The 16,082-nt window shown below is 67.4% G+C and carries 23 protein-coding genes; 9 read left to right on the forward strand and 14 right to left on the reverse strand.

What is annotated here, in order from left to right; all coding sequences use genetic code 11:
• Window position 1: 1 nt before the first annotated feature.
• Window positions 2-313 carry a hypothetical protein gene (locus H8R02_RS04885; RefSeq protein WP_187080201.1) on the reverse strand — a complete coding sequence of 104 codons (312 nt, stop codon included), beginning with the start codon at window positions 311-313 and terminating at the stop codon, window positions 2-4.
• A gap of 137 nt (window positions 314-450) precedes the next feature.
• Window positions 451-1,158, reverse strand: coding sequence for a cytidylate kinase-like family protein (locus tag H8R02_RS04890; protein WP_187080202.1), 708 nt, complete (start codon window positions 1,156-1,158; stop codon window positions 451-453).
• A 74-nt stretch (window positions 1,159-1,232) separates the two neighbouring features.
• Here H8R02_RS04890 and H8R02_RS04895 point away from each other — a divergent pair, with 74 nt between their 5' ends.
• From H8R02_RS04895 to H8R02_RS04905, 3 genes are all read left to right on the forward strand, one after another.
• A complete protein-coding gene (locus H8R02_RS04895; RefSeq protein ID WP_187080203.1) occupies window positions 1,233-2,450 on the forward strand; it encodes an ATP-binding protein in 1,218 nt (405 codons plus the stop codon).
• Window positions 2,451-2,806: 356 nt separating this feature from the next.
• The gene (locus H8R02_RS04900; protein ID WP_187080204.1) at window positions 2,807-3,187 is read left to right on the forward strand and encodes a VOC family protein; all 381 of its coding nucleotides are present in this window, start codon (window positions 2,807-2,809) and stop codon (window positions 3,185-3,187) included.
• 78 nt (window positions 3,188-3,265) lie between these two features.
• Window positions 3,266-3,463, forward strand: a complete 198-nt coding sequence (locus H8R02_RS04905; RefSeq protein WP_187080205.1) for a hypothetical protein — start codon at window positions 3,266-3,268, stop codon at window positions 3,461-3,463.
• Here the strand turns inward: H8R02_RS04905 and H8R02_RS04910 are convergent.
• From H8R02_RS04910 to minC, 4 genes are read right to left on the reverse strand one after another with little or no spacing between them, the layout of a single operon-like run.
• Window positions 3,460-3,942, reverse strand: a complete 483-nt coding sequence (locus H8R02_RS04910; RefSeq protein WP_187080206.1) for an SRPBCC family protein — start codon at window positions 3,940-3,942, stop codon at window positions 3,460-3,462. The genes H8R02_RS04905 and H8R02_RS04910 overlap by 4 nt on opposite strands.
• Window positions 3,943-3,973: 31 nt before the next feature.
• Window positions 3,974-4,228 (reverse strand): cell division topological specificity factor MinE, encoded by a 255-nt coding sequence (minE, locus tag H8R02_RS04915; RefSeq protein WP_187080207.1) that lies wholly within the window; start codon window positions 4,226-4,228, stop codon window positions 3,974-3,976.
• The gene (minD, locus tag H8R02_RS04920; protein WP_187080208.1) at window positions 4,225-5,046 is read right to left on the reverse strand and encodes a septum site-determining protein MinD; all 822 of its coding nucleotides are present in this window, start codon (window positions 5,044-5,046) and stop codon (window positions 4,225-4,227) included. The genes minE and minD overlap by 4 nt, the downstream gene beginning before the upstream one ends.
• 6 nt (window positions 5,047-5,052) lie before the next feature.
• A complete protein-coding gene (gene minC, locus H8R02_RS04925; RefSeq protein WP_187080209.1) occupies window positions 5,053-5,790 on the reverse strand; it encodes a septum site-determining protein MinC in 738 nt (245 codons plus the stop codon).
• A 125-nt stretch (window positions 5,791-5,915) separates the two neighbouring features.
• On the opposite strand from minC, the gene H8R02_RS04930 reads away from it, so the two are divergent.
• Window positions 5,916-6,383 (forward strand): hypothetical protein, encoded by a 468-nt coding sequence (locus H8R02_RS04930; RefSeq protein WP_187080210.1) that lies wholly within the window; start codon window positions 5,916-5,918, stop codon window positions 6,381-6,383.
• 3 nt (window positions 6,384-6,386) lie between these two features.
• On the opposite strand, the gene H8R02_RS04935 is transcribed toward H8R02_RS04930, so the two are convergent.
• From H8R02_RS04935 to H8R02_RS30290, 5 genes are read right to left on the reverse strand one after another with little or no spacing between them, the layout of a single operon-like run.
• Window positions 6,387-6,620, reverse strand: a complete 234-nt coding sequence (locus H8R02_RS04935) for a uracil-DNA glycosylase family protein (protein WP_187080211.1) — start codon at window positions 6,618-6,620, stop codon at window positions 6,387-6,389.
• A gap of 7 nt (window positions 6,621-6,627) precedes the next feature.
• Window positions 6,628-7,296 (reverse strand): TIGR03915 family putative DNA repair protein, encoded by a 669-nt coding sequence (locus H8R02_RS04940; RefSeq protein ID WP_187080212.1) that lies wholly within the window; start codon window positions 7,294-7,296, stop codon window positions 6,628-6,630.
• Between the two features lie 60 nt (window positions 7,297-7,356).
• Window positions 7,357-8,340 (reverse strand): lysylphosphatidylglycerol synthase domain-containing protein, encoded by a 984-nt coding sequence (locus tag H8R02_RS04945; RefSeq protein WP_354004867.1) that lies wholly within the window; start codon window positions 8,338-8,340, stop codon window positions 7,357-7,359.
• Complete coding sequence (gene clsB / locus H8R02_RS30285; protein WP_354004868.1) at window positions 8,337-9,563, reverse strand: cardiolipin synthase ClsB; 1,227 nt, start codon at window positions 9,561-9,563, stop codon at window positions 8,337-8,339. Before clsB ends, H8R02_RS04945 begins: the two co-directional genes overlap by 4 nt.
• The gene (locus H8R02_RS30290) at window positions 9,560-10,330 is read right to left on the reverse strand and encodes an endonuclease/exonuclease/phosphatase family protein (protein ID WP_255429143.1); all 771 of its coding nucleotides are present in this window, start codon (window positions 10,328-10,330) and stop codon (window positions 9,560-9,562) included. The genes clsB and H8R02_RS30290 overlap by 4 nt, the downstream gene beginning before the upstream one ends.
• 122 nt (window positions 10,331-10,452) lie before the next feature.
• Between H8R02_RS30290 and H8R02_RS04955 the strand changes: the two genes are divergently transcribed.
• Complete coding sequence (locus tag H8R02_RS04955) at window positions 10,453-10,986, forward strand: acyloxyacyl hydrolase (protein ID WP_187080214.1); 534 nt, start codon at window positions 10,453-10,455, stop codon at window positions 10,984-10,986.
• Window positions 10,987-11,121: 135 nt separating this feature from the next.
• Window positions 11,122-11,520, forward strand: a complete 399-nt coding sequence (locus H8R02_RS04960) for a hypothetical protein (protein WP_187080215.1) — start codon at window positions 11,122-11,124, stop codon at window positions 11,518-11,520.
• A 71-nt stretch (window positions 11,521-11,591) separates the two neighbouring features.
• Here H8R02_RS04960 and H8R02_RS04965 read toward each other — a convergent pair whose 3' ends face one another.
• Window positions 11,592-12,095 (reverse strand): Spy/CpxP family protein refolding chaperone, encoded by a 504-nt coding sequence (locus H8R02_RS04965; protein WP_187080216.1) that lies wholly within the window; start codon window positions 12,093-12,095, stop codon window positions 11,592-11,594.
• A gap of 177 nt (window positions 12,096-12,272) precedes the next feature.
• Between H8R02_RS04965 and H8R02_RS04970 the strand changes: the two genes are divergently transcribed.
• Window positions 12,273-12,605: a hypothetical protein gene (locus H8R02_RS04970; RefSeq protein WP_187080217.1), complete on the forward strand. Its 333-nt coding sequence runs from the start codon at window positions 12,273-12,275 to the stop codon at window positions 12,603-12,605.
• Window positions 12,606-12,607: 2 nt separating this feature from the next.
• On the opposite strand, the gene cueR is transcribed toward H8R02_RS04970, so the two are convergent.
• Together cueR and H8R02_RS04980 are read right to left on the reverse strand one after the other, a co-directional pair.
• Window positions 12,608-13,006 (reverse strand): Cu(I)-responsive transcriptional regulator, encoded by a 399-nt coding sequence (gene cueR / locus H8R02_RS04975; RefSeq protein WP_435531253.1) that lies wholly within the window; start codon window positions 13,004-13,006, stop codon window positions 12,608-12,610.
• Entirely contained in the window at window positions 13,003-13,200 is a 198-nt protein-coding gene (locus H8R02_RS04980; RefSeq protein WP_187080218.1) for a cation transporter, read from the reverse strand. The genes cueR and H8R02_RS04980 overlap by 4 nt, the downstream gene beginning before the upstream one ends.
• Before the next feature lie 102 nt (window positions 13,201-13,302).
• Here H8R02_RS04980 and H8R02_RS04985 point away from each other — a divergent pair, with 102 nt between their 5' ends.
• Together H8R02_RS04985 and H8R02_RS04990 are read left to right on the forward strand one after the other, a co-directional pair.
• A complete protein-coding gene (locus tag H8R02_RS04985) occupies window positions 13,303-15,441 on the forward strand; it encodes a heavy metal translocating P-type ATPase (protein ID WP_255429145.1) in 2,139 nt (712 codons plus the stop codon).
• Between the two features lie 58 nt (window positions 15,442-15,499).
• Entirely contained in the window at window positions 15,500-16,081 is a 582-nt protein-coding gene (locus tag H8R02_RS04990; protein ID WP_187080219.1) for a hemerythrin domain-containing protein, read from the forward strand.
• The last annotated feature ends 1 nt before the right edge of the window (window position 16,082 follow it).

A 16,082-nucleotide genomic window follows, 5' to 3' on the forward strand; every position in this document is an offset into this window, starting at 1 on the left:
GTCAGCGCTCCTTGCGCTCGGCAAAGTAAGTCAGCGCGTCGCTCGCCTCCGGCATCGGCGCCGGGTTGATCTCGCGCACCTCGACCGCCCTGAAGACGGGCATGCTCTCCGGCGGGTTGCGCAGCTGGGGCGTGATCTCCTGGATAACCCGCTCAAGGCCCATCTCGCGCGCCTCGTCGAGCGTGGGCGCCTCGACGACGCGCGTGGCGTAGAAACCCACGGCCCGCTCCTTCTCCTCGGACGGCAGGCTCGTGCCGGGGTATCGCATCACCAGCAGGCAATGCCGTGCTTCCACATGCACGAGGTATTTCATCACGCGGTCTCCCTGGTTGGCTGAAGGCGGCCAGTATCGAGGGGCGCGTGCATGCAGCCGATCCATCGGACGTATAGCGACAGATCGTTCTCACCTCCCTTCGCGCACAGCGAAGATCAGGGAGGAAGGAAGGGGGCTCAGTACTTCGCGGGCGAGCGCGGTGTGGGCGGCAGGTCCCAGCCGGTCTGCGGCGGGTTCACGTCCGGGTGGTCCGCGTCGAGCGAGCGCGCGGCCTGGAGGATCAGTTGCGTGATCGACTCCGGCGTGAGCTTGTCGGTCGACACCACGAGGTCGTAGTCGTCGGGTGCTTCGTGCTCCACGCCGTAGAAGCGGCGGATGTACGACGCGCGCGCTTCGTCGCTCTCGGCGATCGTCTCCTGCGCTTCGCGGATGCCCTTGCCGTTGCTCTGCGCCACCCAGCGCGTCGCGCGCGCCATCGGGCTGCCGGTGATCAGCACGCGCAGCACGTCCTTGCGGCTGCCCGCCGCATAGGACGCGGCGTGCGCGACGATGACGACGTTGCCGGCGTCCACCGTTTCCAGGATGGCGTCGCGGATGACGACGCGCACGTCGTCGGCCGCGGTGGGCAGGGTGCGCTGGCCGGGGATGTAGTTGATCATCTCGCCCACGCCGCCGCGGCGGATGTCGTCCACGAACTGCTGCAGCACGCCCTTGCGCTTTTCCGAGTCGGCCACTTCGGCCGCGCTCAGGTTGCGCTTCTCGGCGGCCACCGTGAGGATCTCCTCGTCGATGCACCGGTACCCGAGCTCGCGGGCGACGTTGGCGGCGATGGTTTCCGCGCGTGTCCAGATGGCGCGCGAAATGCAGATGGCTTTTGCGGGCATCTCTCCTCCAGCGAAGGGGTGGAAGCAGGCATTCTGGGGCAACCTCGGTCGTTCGTCCATCGGGGGGCCGGTCCATGAAAATCCCGCATCAAATGCGGGATTTTCATGGTAGTCTGCTGGGCATGCTGACCAGGCAGCGGCTGCTGCGCCACATCGAGAAGCGGCTTGGGTTCTTCCGGGCGGTCGAACTCACCGGCCCGCGCCAGGTCGGGAAGTCCACCCTTGCGCGCCATTTCCTTCCCGCGAACCACCCAAATTATTTCGATCTCGAGCTTCCTGCCGTCAGGGCACTCTTCGCCGATCCCGAGCCATTGTTGGCCAACGCGGAGGGCCTTGTCGTCATCGACGAAGTCCAGCACGCCCCGCGGCTATACCAGCTCCTGCGCTACCTGATCGATCGGCCCGACCGAATCGACAGGCCCGGCCAGTACCTCTTGCTCGGGAGCGCCTCGCACAACCTTCTGAAACAGGAGGAGTCGTTGCTGGGGCGTGTCGCGACAGTCGAAGTCACGGGCCTCACGATTGATGAAACAGGTTGGGAGGACGAAGAAGTGGCCAAGCTATGGCTGCGCGGAGGCTTCCCACTCGCCTTCCTCGCACCTGATGACGAGTCGAGCCTTGCATGGCGCCAGAGCGCTCTCGATCGCTATGTTCGAACGGACCTGCCTGGGCTTGTCGGCAATGTCGCAGTGCCGGCCGTCCACCGCTTCATGGGAATGCTGTCGCACTTGCATGGGCAGGTCTGGAACGCTGCCGCGCCCGCCCAATCGATGGGCGTCAACGAATCGACGGTCAGGCGCTACCTGGATTTCATGACCGAGACTTTCATGATCCGCCAGCTGCCCGCTTTCCACGAAAACCTCGGCAAGCGGCAGGTCAAGGCACCGAAGATTTATTTCCGGGACAGCGGCTTTCTCCACGCATTGTGGGGTGTGCGGTCGTTGGGCGACCTGCTGCGACACCCCCATGCCGGTGCGAGCTGGGAGGGTTTTGCCCTTGAGCAGGTCTTGCGCCTCGCCAAGCCGCAGCAGGCATTTTTCTGGGCCACGCACCAAGGTGCTGAACTCGACCTGGTGATGCTGGATGGAAGCCGTCGCATCGGAGTGGAGTTCAAGCGTTCGTCGGTCGTTGGGGCGACTCGGAGCATGCACATCGCCATGCATGACCTGAAGCTGGATGCCCTCTACGTCGTCTACGGAGGCCCACACCGGTATTACCTGGCTGACCGCATGGAAGCCGTGCCACTGTGGTCCCTGCTTCCATCACGGGATGTCAAGACCGGCGCACCCTGAGTCGCGTCGCCGCCACACCCGAAAATTTATTTGCGCCTGACAACCCTGTGGATGGTTCCGGCCCAACTCGGGCGTTGTCCACAGCGCGGTGCCCGGGCCCGAAGTTGTCCCTGTTTCGCGAGCAACGCGGAAGCGCACCCGTCCACAGCCGTCCACGGCACGCAAGTGCTTGGCGCGCAAGGGCAAAAGCGCGGTTATCAACACGAGGGGCCCGCCCTTATCTGCTACGACTACTTTGAAACATTGAATTGAAGAAGGACTACAGCGCGGATCTGGCAGGAGGGTGATGGAGGGGGCTTGAGGGCTTGCGGGTTGCCGACGCAGAATCCGTCCCTCACTGCAAGGAGCCCACCGCCATGCCCTCGATCCTGTCGCACGTTTCGCTCGGCACCAACCAGTACGAGCGGGCCAAGGCCTTCTACGACGCCGTGCTCGGCACCCTGGGCATCGGCTGCCTCATGTCGTTCGACGGCGGTGCCGGCTACGGCCGCAAGTTCCCCGAGTTCTGGGTGCAGCTGCCCCACGACCAGCAGCGCGCCACGGTGGGCAACGGGGTGCACATCTGCTTCCGGGCCGAGTCGGTGGACCAGGTCAAGGCCTTCCATGCCAGGGCGCTGGAGCTGGGCGGCACGGACGACGGCGCGCCGGGTTATCGAAAGGAGTACAGCGACAACTACTACGCCGCGTTCGTGCGCGACCTCGACGGCAACAAGATCGAGGCGATGCTGATGACGTGACGCCTGCGCGCCGTCCGACAGCCACGCGCAACCCCGCTTCCCAGAATGAGCCCATCAGGCACGAAACGAGGTACCGAGATGACTCATCGCTACAAGAACCAACCCGAAGACAAGCAGACACCGCAGTCCGGCAAGGTGCAGAACGACACCAACAAGCAGGGCATGGAGCGCCCCACGCAGAAGAACGAGGGCCAGCGCACGCCGCAAAGCCGCCACGACCGCGAGGACCACATCGGCAACAACCAATCGAAGATGCGCCGCAGCGCCAGGCCCTAGAGGGCGATGCGCCGCGGGAACAGCTCGCGCTCGAGCTTCTCGAGCATCTTGGCCCAGCCCTGCTGGCTCTGCTTCTCGTAGGCATGCGCCATGGGGCTGTCGCCCATCTCGTGCGTCAGCACGAGCTCGCAGGCCATCGGGCCGTTGGGCGTGAAGTCGAGGGCCACGCGGGTGACGGTATCGTCGGTGTAGGGCGGCACGGAGAAGTCGAAGACGAGGCGCCTGGGCCGGTCGATCTCGACGTAGGTGCCGCGATGGTCCATGTCCATCACGCTCTCGTCGCCGTCCGCCGTGGGGCGGCGGTCGGTGACGAAGAACTCGCCGCCGACACGCGAGTCGATCTCGCAGCGCATGATGTTGCCGGTGCGGGTGGCAAAGAGGAAACGGCCCGCATCGCGCGGGTTGAGCCAGGCATCGAAGACGCGCTCGGCCGGCGCGTTGTATCGATGTGTGACCCGTACAACTACTGGGGAGCTCATCCGGCGGTTATCGCGCGCGCACCCTGCAAAGTCAAGCCGGGAGCTCTATCTTCACTTCGAGAACTTCCAGATTGTCCTGCTTCTGCAGGTCGACCTTGATGTCCTTCGGGTCGATCTTGACGTACTTGCTGATCACGGCCACCAGGTCGCGCTGCAGGTCCGGCAGGTAGTCCGGCTGGCCCGGGTTGCGGCCGCTCCTCTCGTGCGCCAGGATGATCTGCAGCCGCTCCTTGGCCACGCTGGCCGTCTTTTTCTTCTCGCCGAGCAGGAAGGAAAGCAGGTTCATCCGCGGCTCCCGAACAGGCGCTTGAGGAACCCCGCCTTCTGCGCGTCGACGAAGCGCAGCGGCTTGTCCTCGCCGAGGAAGCGCGCCACCACGTCCTTGTAGGCCTCGCTCACGTCGCTGCCCTTCAGGTGCACGGCGGGGGTGCCCTGGTTGGAGGCCTGCAGCACGGTTTCGCTCTCGGGGACCACGCCGATCAGGCCGATGCGCAGGATGTCCTGGATGTCGGTGAGGGACAGCATCTGGCCCTGGTCGACGCGGTTGGGGTTGTAGCGGGTGATGAGCAGGTGCTCCTTGACCGGCTCCTTGCCTTCGATCGCGCGCTTGGTCTTGCTCGCCAGCATGCCGAGGATGCGGTCGCTGTCGCGCACCGAGCTCACCTCGGGGTTGGTGACGACCAGCGCTTCATCGGCGAAGTGCATCGCCATCAGCGCGCCGGTCTCGATGCCGGCCGGCGAGTCGCAGACGATGTATTCGAAGCCCATGCCGGAAAGTTCATTGAGGACTTTCTCGACGCCGTCTTTCGTGAGGGCTTCCTTGTCGCGGGTCTGCGAGGCAGCCAGCACGAACAGGTTCTCGCAGTGCTTGTCCTTGATGAGCGCCTGGTTGAGCGTCGCCTCGCCGTGGAGCACGTTGACGAAGTCGTACACCACGCGCCGCTCGCAGCCCATGATGAGGTCCAGGTTGCGCAGGCCGACGTCGAAGTCGATGACGGCCGTCTTGTGGCCGGCGAGGGCCAGGCCACTGGCAAAGCTGGCGCTGGTGGTCGTCTTGCCGACGCCGCCCTTGCCGGACGTGACGACGATGATCTTCGCTGTCATGGGTGTTCAGTTCCTCAGGGGTTGCATCACCAGCTTGTCGCCGCTGGCGAGGTGGATCTGGGCCGGCTTGCCGCGCAAGTCGGGCGGCAGCGGTGCTTCGCTGGTGCGGTACACACCGGCGATGGAAACAAGCTCGGGGTCGAGCGAGAGCGTGAAGATGCGCGCTTCGGTATTGCCGCGGGCACCCGCGATGGCCTTGCCGCGCAGCGGCGCGTAGACGTGCACGTTGCCGTCTGCGATCACTTCCGCGCCGGGGTTCACCATGGCCAGCACCACGAGGTCGCGGCCTTTCGCATAGACCTGCTGGCCGGAGCGCAGAGGCTTGTCGACGACGAGCGCATGCGTGGGCACTTGCACGACCGTGGGTTCGGGTGCTTTCTCTTCAGGCGCTGCTTCACGCTCGACGTGCAGGATGCCCGCGTCGCCCGCTTCCACGAACCCTTCGCGCTGCGCCGCGCGTGTGTGCGCCTGGCTGCCACCCTTCACCGCGACGGGGCTGAGGCGGTAGCCGGTGAGCAGGGCCTTGAGTTGCGCGAAGTCCACGTCGCCGGCGCCTTGCAGCGGCGAGAGGTCGACAAGAAGCGGGTCGCCGTCGAAGAAGTCGGGGATGTCGCCGAAGCGCTGCGCCAGCTCATCGGCCAGGCGGGCGAGGTCGGTGGATTTCAGCAGCAGCGCCACCAGCGGCAGGTTGGCACTCTTGATCTCGAACGTGGCAGGCGCTTTGCCTGCAAGGGAAACGGACATCGATGCGAGCGGAGGAAGGGCGGCGCATCTTAGCAGTGCGCGGTGTCCTACAAACTTTGTTGCATCTGGCGTGTGGCAGGGCTGGGGGCGGTTGACCAAACTGGGTGCAACGCAGGGAGACCGCCATGACACCGCATCGTCCTTCGCACTGGATCATCTTGTTCCTCGTGGTGCTTGCCGCGCTGTTCACGCTGCGCGAGGTGCAGGGCCAGACGTCCACCAACGCCCGCTCGCAGTTCGAGGGCATGCCTTCGATGGCGGGTGCGCAGGCCGGCACGGGCGCGCAGGCTGGGCCGCCGCAGGGTGGCCTGGGCGTGCAGGGCAGCGACGCCGCGGGGCTGCGCCTGATGCGCCCGCGCTCGGTGGACGAGCCGCGCTCCGCGATGCGTGCGGAGATCAAGGACGAACTCGACATGGTGCGGCCGCAGCTGGCCGATAACGAAACGGCCGAAGCCATCATCCGCAACCGCGGCGAGAAGCCGGCGCGAGACACCGGCATGGCCCGCGACACGGGCGGCACGACCCGGCACGCGCTGCGCAGCGTGCGCCGCGCGGCGAAGAACATCCGCCACCCGGCCGTCGCACAGCTCTAACCCTTACCCGCCTTTCGCAAGTGCACGTGCGAGCAACTTGCCGGCAGGCCCCACGAAGGGATGGCCTTGCAAGTCCTCCTGGTCGCCCGGTTGTTCGCCCACCAGCATCAGCTTCGGCTTGAGCTTGCCTTCACCGATGACGGATTGCGTCGCGAATTCGCCGATGGGGCATTCGCGGCAAGCCATGGTGGCCGCCTTCAATTGGCCCAGCGACGCGATGGCCCCGCGCTTGGGCATGGAAGCTTCAGGCCGCGGGCGCGGGGCGGAAGACGTCCTGCAGGCACGTGAGCCAGCCGGCGCTGTCCGCCTCCTTCGGCACGCGCTCGCGCGCCATGCCGGGCGCGAAGAGCAGCTTCTGCCCGTCGAAGCGCACGCTGCGCTCGGGCGTGAAGATCGCCCACGGCTGCTCGTGGTAGCGCCGCAGGAACCACGGGGCCACCGCTTCGAGCACGTGGTGCGAAGGTTCGTAATAGGCGACCTGCGCCTGGTCCAGCGGCTGGAAGCGCAGGTAGGTCTTCATCTTGTGGATGTCGCGGCGCACGGCATGGGCCATGTGCTGCGCCCGCATCATGTCGGGGTCGGCCGGGTCGTTGCGAAGATCGGGCTCGTGCACCAGGCGCCACAGCAGGCGGTAGAGCAGCCCGAAGCGCTCCGGGTCGCGGTGCAGCACCACCGATTCGCACAGGCGCAGGAACGACGCGGGGACGATCGCGCTGGCGGCGCGCGGCACGCCCTTCGGCCGCGAGGCGGCCGCGGGCAAAGGGGCCGTGAACAGTTCGGCAAACGCCGGCCGGCCCATCTGCCACTGCACGTTGTCGGGGTGCACTTGTTGCGCGAGCAGCTCGCGCGACTCGGCACGGAACCCCGCAAGGTCCGTTTCGCCCGCCAAATGCGCCTGCGTCGCAATCTTCATGCGCGATTGTCCACCCGCTGGGGCTTCTCCGGTGTGCGCTGTAACCAGCATTCGTGTGCCTTATGCCGCACGAAGGCGGCGATGGCGCGCTTCGGTGGCCAGGTAGAGCAGGGCGGCCACGCCGAGCGGCGCGATGTAGTAGATGGCGCGGTAGGCCAGCAGCGCAGCCAGCAGCTGCCCCTCGGGCACGCGGTGCGACAGCAGCGCAAGGAACACGGCTTCCAGCACGCCCAGGCCGGCGGGCACGCGCACGATCAGCCCGGCCATCGCGGCCAGCAGCAGCACGCTCAGCACCGCGCTGTATTCGACGCGCCCTTGCAACAGTGTCCAGATGACGGCGGCGATCGTCGCCCAGTTGGCCGCGGAAATGCCCACCTGCAGGAAGGCCATGCGGTGCGGCGGCAGCTCGATCTCGTGGCCGCGAATGGTCCAGCTGCGGCGCGGCGACCAGATGCAAAGCGCGAGATACACGAGCACCGTGGCGAGCAGGCCGATGCCGAGCAAGGTGAGCCCGTCACTGTCGAGCTTCCAGTGTGGCGGCAGCTCCAGCGGCGCGAACGTGAAGAACGAGCCGGCGAGCGCCATGTCGCCCAGCCAGTTGGTCACCATGCTGAGCGTGAGGATCTTGGCGACGTCGACGGGCCGCACGCCGTGGTGCGAATAGAGCCGCAGCCGCATGCCCACGCCGCCGACGGTCGAACCCATGTTGAGGTTGAACGCGTAGCTGATGAAGCCGATCTTCATCACCGTGCGCGGGCGGATGCCGTGGCCCGTGTAGCGGCGGCCGAACAGGTCGAAGCAGCTGTAGAGCAGGTGGCTGACGGCGGCAAGCGCGGCGGCCTGCACGAGCACCGAGGCAGGCAGCGCGCGCACGCTGCGCCACACGTCGTCCCAGTCGACATTGCGCGCGTAGCGCACGATCAGCACGACCACGAAGGCCAGGAAGGCGATGCCGATGCCGCGCCTGGCCCAGTGCCACACGGTGTGGCGCGACACGGGTGCCGCGGAACCGGACGTGCGCGACGTGCGCGCGAGGTCGTTCACGCTTTCTCCGTGGCCGGCCGCGGCGCGGGCGGCGTGAACAGTCGCGGCACGTGGCGGGGCAGCCAGGAGGCCCAGCCCGGATAGCGCCGCGCGAAGTGGTACGCGGCGAAGCTGCGCACCCAGGCCCAGCCCTTGAGTTCCTCCAGGTCGTCTTCGACGATGTGCTTGCACGAGTGCTGCATCAGGTGCTCGAGCTTTTTCGACAGCTCGGCATTGAAGCCGCGGTCGCGGATGACAACGTTGGCTTCCAGGTTGAGCGCGAGGCTCAGGGGATCGAGGTTGCTCGAGCCCACGGTGGCCCACTCGTCATCGGCAACGGCCACCTTGCCGTGGAACGGCCGCTCGCAGTATTCGAAGATGCGCACGCCCGAGCGGATGAGGTGGTGGTAGAGCATGCTGGCCGCGATCTTGACGATGGGCATGTCGGGCTCGCCCTGCAGGATGAGGCGCACGTCCACACCACGCCGTGCCGCGCGCTTGAGCTCCTTGATCAGCCCATAGCCGGGAAAGAAGTACGCGTTGGCGATGACGATGCGCTTGCGCGCGGCGCGGATCGCGATGCGGTAGTGTCGCTCGATGTCGTTCATGTGCCGCCGGTTGTCGCGGATGACGAACGTCCCCTGCGCGCTGCCGGCGTTCGGCATCTCGTCGGCCACGTTGCGCAGGTGGCGGCGCCAGCGCCACCACTGCCGGTATTGCGAGTGGCGCTGGCCCTCGGCGAGCGCCGCGTGGCAGAAGCGGTGGATCTCGGCCACGAGCGGGCCGTGGATCTCCACGGAATAGTCCTGCTTGGCTTCCGGGCCGTAGTCGGCCAGGTGGTCCGCCGAGTAGTTGATGCCTCCCACGAAGGCGACCTCGCCGTCGATCACGACGATCTTGCGGTGCATGCGCCGCAGCACCTTGGGCCGCCAGCCGAAGGGGCGCGGGCCGGGGTCGAACACGTGCACGCGCACGCCGGCTTCGGCCAGCGACGCCATGAAGCGCGGCGAGAAGTCGGGCGAGCCCCAGCCGTCGATGGTGATGTCCACCTCCACGCCGCGCCGCGCGGCGGCGATGAGCGCCTCGTGCAGCTGCAGGCCCACCTTGTCCTCGAACAGGATGAAGGTCTCCAGGATCACTTCGCGCTTCGCATTGGCGATGCACGCGAACACGCGCGGGTAGAACTCCTCCCCGTTTTCAAGGAGGTCGAACTTGTTGCCGCTCGTCCATTTCCAGTCGCTCACAGGTGCAGCTCCGCGACAAGGGGCGCATGGTCCGACAGGTGCGACCAGGGCTTGCGGGGCAACACCACCGGCAAGTGCACGGAGCAATTGCGCACGTAGATGCGGTCCAGCGACAGGATCGGGAAGATCGACGGGAAGGTCTTGGCCGGCTCGCCGTACGCGGTGACGAACACCTCGCGCAGGCCGCAGGTTTCCCAAAGCCGGTCGTTCGCGCGGCGGCGCCAGTCGTTGAAGTCGCCTGCGACGACGAGCGGGTCCTCGGGCGGCACCTCGCTGTGGATCATGGCGCACAGCAGGTCCAGCTGCTGCTGCCGGTGGTTTTCCGCCAGGCCCAGGTGCACGCAGATCGCGTGCACGTCGCGCGCCTGGCCCGGGATGCGGATCACGCAATGCAACAGGCCGCGCTTCTCGGGGCCCGTGATCGACACGTCGTGGTTCTGGAAGTGCACGATCGGGAACTTCGACATCACCGCGTTGCCGTGGTGCCCCTTGGGGTACACCATGTTCTTGCCGTACGCGTACTGCGGCCAGATGCTGTCCGCGAGGAACTCGTAGTGCGGCGCGTCCGGCCAGGCCTCGCCGACCTTGCGCCCATGCTCCTCGTGCGTGCCCAGCACCTCCTGCAGGAACACGACGTCGGCGCCCACCTTGCGCACGGCGTCGCGCAGCTCGGGCAGGATGAAGCGGCGGTTGAAGCTGGTGAACCCCTTGTGGATGTTGACCGTCATCACGGTCAGCGGCGGGGGCGAAGCGTGGGTTTCGCTCATGGGCTGCGGTTCGTTTTATGGGGGAGCTTTTCTTGTACAGCCCGGCTTTTGCCCGGGGTGTAGGACGCCTGCCCCGGACGCCCTCGGGCGTCCTAAGCGCCCCTGTGCCAGAATCGCCGCCCATGTGGTCTCGCCCTCTCGTGCTTGCCGCGATGCTGTTCGCGGCCTGGCCCGCACAAGCGGATTGGCGCCCCGACGCCTGGTTCATCGAGGGCGGCGCCGCGCCGAAGGGCACCTGGCAGGTCACGGGCGGCCTCAAATGGAACGGCAGCTGGAAGCGCAGCTGGCTCGGCACCGAGGCCACCGGCGCCGTGGACCTGCAGCTCAGTCACTGGGAATGGGACCGCTTCGGCGGCGGCCGCGGCAGCTCCAACGTGCTGGGGCTGGTGCCGCTGCTGAGGCTGCGCTTCGACGAGGGCCGCTCGCCGTGGTTCGTCGAAGGCGGCATCGGCCTGACCTTGGCCGACCGCAAATACAACACGCCGGACAAGCAGTTCGCCACCGCCTTCCAGTTCCACGACACCGTCGCGGTGGGCCGCAGCATCGGTAACGGCAGCGAACTTTCTGTGCGGATTGTTCACACTTCGAATGCCGGGATCAAACATCCCAACCCCGGAGAGAACTTCTTACAGGTTCGATGGGGTTCGAAGTTCTGAACTGACGTGCCTCGCCCATAAGTCCTACAGCGGCTGACGCGCAAGTCCGATGTTGATGGGCCTGCCGCCCACCTAATGTTCGAGCCACGTACCCGCCTCGGGGCGTTGTCATCACGACTTAAGGGAGAGACTTCAATGAAGACCACGCATGTTTCCATGCTGCTTGCTGCCGTTCTCGGCTTCAGCGGCGCCGCCTTCGCCTCGGGTGCCAGCGAGTCCACCGACTCGCCGCTGCGCGCCGGTGAAATGAGCATCATGACCAATGGCGTTCCGAACGTGAAGACCACGAATTCGCCCTACGGCGACCGCGTGGCGCTGGGTGGCCGCGTCGCCAACCAGATGCTGACCGCCAGCGAGACCAGCGACGTGCCGCTGCGCGCCGGCGAGCAGAGCACGATGACGCGCGGCGCGCCGAACGTGGCCACCAACAACCAGGTGTTCACGACCAACGTCGCCAGCTACACGGTCATCGACGCGACGACCGGCACGGCGATGGGTGCGGGCCCGGCCGTGATCCTGGTGCCCACCAAGTAAGTTTTCTGCTGTCACACGAAGAAAAGGCCTGCCGGGCGACCGGCAGGCCTTCTTCGTTGCGCCAGCGGGAATCAGCCGCGATGCATGCCGCGGCCATGGTGGCCGCCGCGCTCGCCGCCGCGGCCGAAGCGCTCGAACGACTGCTCGTCGAACACCTTCTGCTGCGCGGGGCTCAGCTGCGAGTAGAAGGCCTTGGTGGCCTCGCCACGGCGGTCCTGCTCCGCGTTGCGCTGGTTGCGCAGCTCGCGCATGCGGTCGATGCGCTGCGGCGTGGTCATGCGCGCGAACTCGACGAAGTTGGGGCGCTGCGGGCGGTTGGCGGCCGGGCGCATGGCCTGCGTCCATGCGTTCCAGGCGCCTTCCTGCGCGGGCGTGATCTGCAGCTTGGCCTTGAGCTCGGCCTGGCGGCGGGCCATGCGCTCCTGCATCATGCGGGCGCGGTCCGGGCCGTGGTCGCCGCGCATCATCATGGGCGGCTGGCCGGGCTGGGGCGGCATCGGCTGGGCCTGGGCGAAAGCGCCGGCGGCCAGGGTGGCCGCCAGGGCGGCCGCAAGGAGGGTCTTGGAGGTATTCATGGGGGCAAGTCTGGGCGGGGCAGGTATCGCGACCATGCCCCAAGCGTCACCCGAATGTAAAGCTGAGCCCCCCAGTCAGCACCTTCCTACGGCCGGACGCTGCTTCCGGCCACAGCCGGACCGTGGCGGGGCGCGCAGCATTCAGGCTGGCAAATCAGAGCAGTTCAAGGAGCCACCATGAAGACCGCGTCCATCGCCCGAACCGCCGCTGTGCTTCTCGCCGCCGCGCTGGGCGGCGCCTATGCGCAGACGGCTCCCGCCCCCGCACCCAAGGTCATGAGCGACATGGCCCCGCTGCCCGCGGAGGACCGCGCCAGCACCGGCGCGATCGTGCTCGAAGAGCAACCCGTGCTCGCCAAGCAGGAACTGATGCGCGAGACCGTCGCCCGCAACCGGCAGATGATGTCCACCGTGATGGGCGCCGGTCCGGCCCCGGTGCAGGCCACCGACGGCAAGCGCGTGCTGGACATCACCGACGGCAAGGTGCAGGTCGTTCCGGCTACCAAATAGGTTCAGTGGGAGCCGGCTGCCAGGTCGTCGAGGATCGGGCAGTCCGGCCGGTCGTCGCCCGCGCAGCAGTGGATCAGGTGCTTGAGCGTGCGCTGCATGGCTTGCATCTGCGCGATGCGCTCCCCCAGGTCGTCCGCATGCTTCTGCGCAATCTTGCGGACGCTGGCACTCGCGCGCCGGCGGTTCTGCCACAGGCCGACCAGCTCGCCGATCTCCTCCATCGAGAAACCCAGCTCGCGCCCGCGCTTGATGAAGCGCAGCGTGTGCACGTCGGCGTCGCTGTAGAGGCGGTAGCCGCTGTCGGTGCGCGCCACCTTGGGCAGCAGGCCCAGCGACTCGTAGTGCCGCACCATCTTGGCGGAGACGCCCGAGCGCCGGGCCGCTTCGCCGATGTTGATCACGCGGCCACCGAGTAGCCTTCCTCGCGGATGGCTTCGGCCAGCGCCTCGCGCTCCTTCGTGCTTTGCACGTCGACCTTGCCGCTGCCGAGGTCGACCTGCACCTCGGCGGCGGGGTCGACGGCCTTGACGGCTTCGGTGACCGCCTTGACGCAGTGGCCGCAGCTCATGCCTTGCACCTGGAATGTCTGGTTCATGGTTTTCGTCCTTTCGATGATGATGCGCAGAGCATCCACCTTCCCACCATAGTAAGGTCAAGGCCTTGACCTTGCCATCATGGCAAGCTTGAGCATTGAGCCATGACAACTGAAATCCTCGATCTCGGCGTCGGCGGCATGACCTGCGCCTCGTGCGTCAACCGGGTGGAGCGCGCGCTCAGGAAGGTGCCCGGCGTGCAGGAGGCCAGCGTCAACCTGGCCACCGAGACGGCGCGCGTCACGTTCGAGCCCGGCAGCGAGATGGAAGCGCAGATCCGCCGCGCGGTGCGCAATGCAGGGTACGAGCCGCGCGCGGCCGACCAGCAGGCCGAAGAGGACCTTTCCCCTTGGGCGGGCTTCATGCCCGTCGGGCTGGCGCTCGCGCTGTCGCTGCCGCTCGTCGTGCCCATGGCGCTCGACCTGCTGGGCATCCACCGGATGCTGCCGGCGTGGCTGCAGTTCCTGCTGGCGACACCTGTGCAGTTCGTGCTGGGCGCTCGCTTCTACCGCGCGGGCTGGCACGCACTGAAGGCGCGCACCGGCAACATGGACCTGCTGGTGGCGATCGGCACGACGGCGGGTTGGGGGCTGTCGATGTGGCTGTGGCTGGTGCGCGATACCTCGCACCTCTACTTCGAAGCGTCCGCCGTTGTCGTGAGCCTGGTGCTGCTCGGCAAATGGCTCGAGGCGCGCGCCAAGCGCCAGACCACGGCCGCGATCCGCGCCCTGCATGCGCTGCGGCCCGACATCGCGCACGTGATGCTGCGCTCTGGCGGCGAGGCCGACGTGCCGATCGGCGAGCTGCTGGTCGGCGACCGCATGGTGGTGCGCCCCGGCGAGCGCGTGCCGGCCGACGGCGTGCTGGAGCAGGGCCGCACGCAGGTGGACGAATCCATGCTGACCGGCGAGCCGCTGCCGGTTGCGAAAGGCGAGGGCGACCGCGTCACCGGCGGCAGCATCAACGGCGAGGGCCGCATCGTCGTGCGCGTGGAGGCTGTCGGGCACGAGACGGTGCTCGCGCGGATCATCCGGCTCGTGGAGGATGCGCAGGCGGCGAAGGCGCCGATCCAGCGGCTGGTGGACCAGGTGTCGGCCGTGTTCGTGCCGGTGGTGCTGGTGATTGCGCTGGTGACGCTGCTCGGCTGGCTCGCGATGGGCGGCGAAGTCGAAGCAGCCGTGGTGCATGCCGTCGCAGTGCTCGTGATCGCATGTCCCTGTGCGCTCGGTCTCGCGACGCCCGCGGCGATCATGGCCGGCACCGGCGTGGCCGCGAAGCACGGCATCCTGATCAAGGACGCGCAGGCGCTGGAGATCGCGCACAAGGTCGACACCGTGGCATTCGACAAGACCGGTACGCTGACCGTTGGCAAGCCGCGGCTGGTGGAGTTCACGGGCAACGATGACATGCTGGCCATCGCCGCTGGGTTGCAGAGCGGCAGCGAGCATCCGCTGGCGCGTGCTGTCGTCGATGCCGCGAAGGCCAAGGGGCTCTCGATCGAAACACCGGACGACGTGCGCGCCGTGCCGGGGCGAGGCCTCGAAGGCGAGGTGAAGGGCCGGTCGTTCCTGATCGGCAGCCTCCCCTGGTTGAAGTCCCTCGGCGTCGAGGTCGGCGAGTCGATGAACGCAACCGGCTCTGCACTCGTCGAACGCACGACCGACGGCCTCACGTTGCGCGCCTTGATGGCGTTCGCCGACGAGCCCAAACCCTCAGCCGCAGCGGCCATCGCGCAGCTGCGCGCACGCGGCCTGCGCCTGCGCATGATCTCCGGCGACAACCAGGCCGCCGCCGTGGCGATGGCCGCGCGCCTGGGCCTGCGCGAAGACGAAGTGCTCGCGAACGTGCTCCCCGGCGACAAGGCCGCGGCCGTTGCGCAGCTGAAGCAAGGCGGGCACGTGGTCGCGATGGTGGGCGACGGCGTCAACGACGCGCCCGCGCTGGCCGCCGCCGATGTGGGCATCGCGATGGGCAGCGGCACCGACGTCGCGATGCACGCGGCCGGCATCACGCTGATGCGCGGTGACGTTGCGCTCGTGGCCGGCGCCCTCGATGTCTCGCACCGCACCGTGCGCAAGATCCGCCAGAACCTCTTCTGGGCCTTCGCGTACAACGTGGCGGGAATCCCGCTTGCGGCGCTCGGGTATCTCAACCCGGTGGTCGCGGGTGCGGCGATGGCACTGTCGAGCATCAGCGTGATGGGCAACGCGCTGCTGCTGCGCAGGTGGCACGAACGCAGTTGACCTCCATCAACGCGCTCTTGCGCGCCGCCTGCCATGCTCCGGGCAGGAGACCGAGCCCATGTCACGCACGCTGCAGATCATTCGCGACGAACACACAGCACTGTCGGCGATGCTCCGTTCGCTGCTGATGATGGAAGAAAAGGGGCCCGGCGACGAACCGGAGCGCTACTTCGACGTGCTGCGCGCGATGCTGTTCTACATCGACGAATTCCCCGAGCGCCTGCACCACCCGAAGGAAAGCGAACTGCTGTTCCCCAAGGTCGTGAAGGCGCAGCCCGCGCTGGCCAACGTGATCCGCCGCCTGGACAACGAGCATCTCGCGGGCGAGAGCCGCGTGCGCGAACTGCAGCACCTGCTGCTGGCGTGGGAGCTGCTCGGCGAGCCGCGCCGCATGGCTTTCGCCAAGGGCCTGAAGGAGTACGTGGGCTTCTACCTCGAGCACATGAAGGTGGAAGAGCTGGAGATCCTGCCGGCCGCCGAAGCGTCGCTGACGCCTGCCGAGTGGGCCGAGATCGATGCCGCTTTCGAGCGCGAGCGGGACCCGCTGGCCGGCGGCGAGCGCCACCCCGCTTACGACCGCCTCTTCACCCGGATCGTGATGAAGGCGCCGGCGCCGATCGGTGTCGGCCCGGCGTTCTGAC

It is taken from the genome of Ramlibacter albus (assembly GCF_014297445.1).
Taxonomy (GTDB): domain Bacteria; phylum Pseudomonadota; class Gammaproteobacteria; order Burkholderiales; family Burkholderiaceae_C; genus Ramlibacter; species Ramlibacter albus.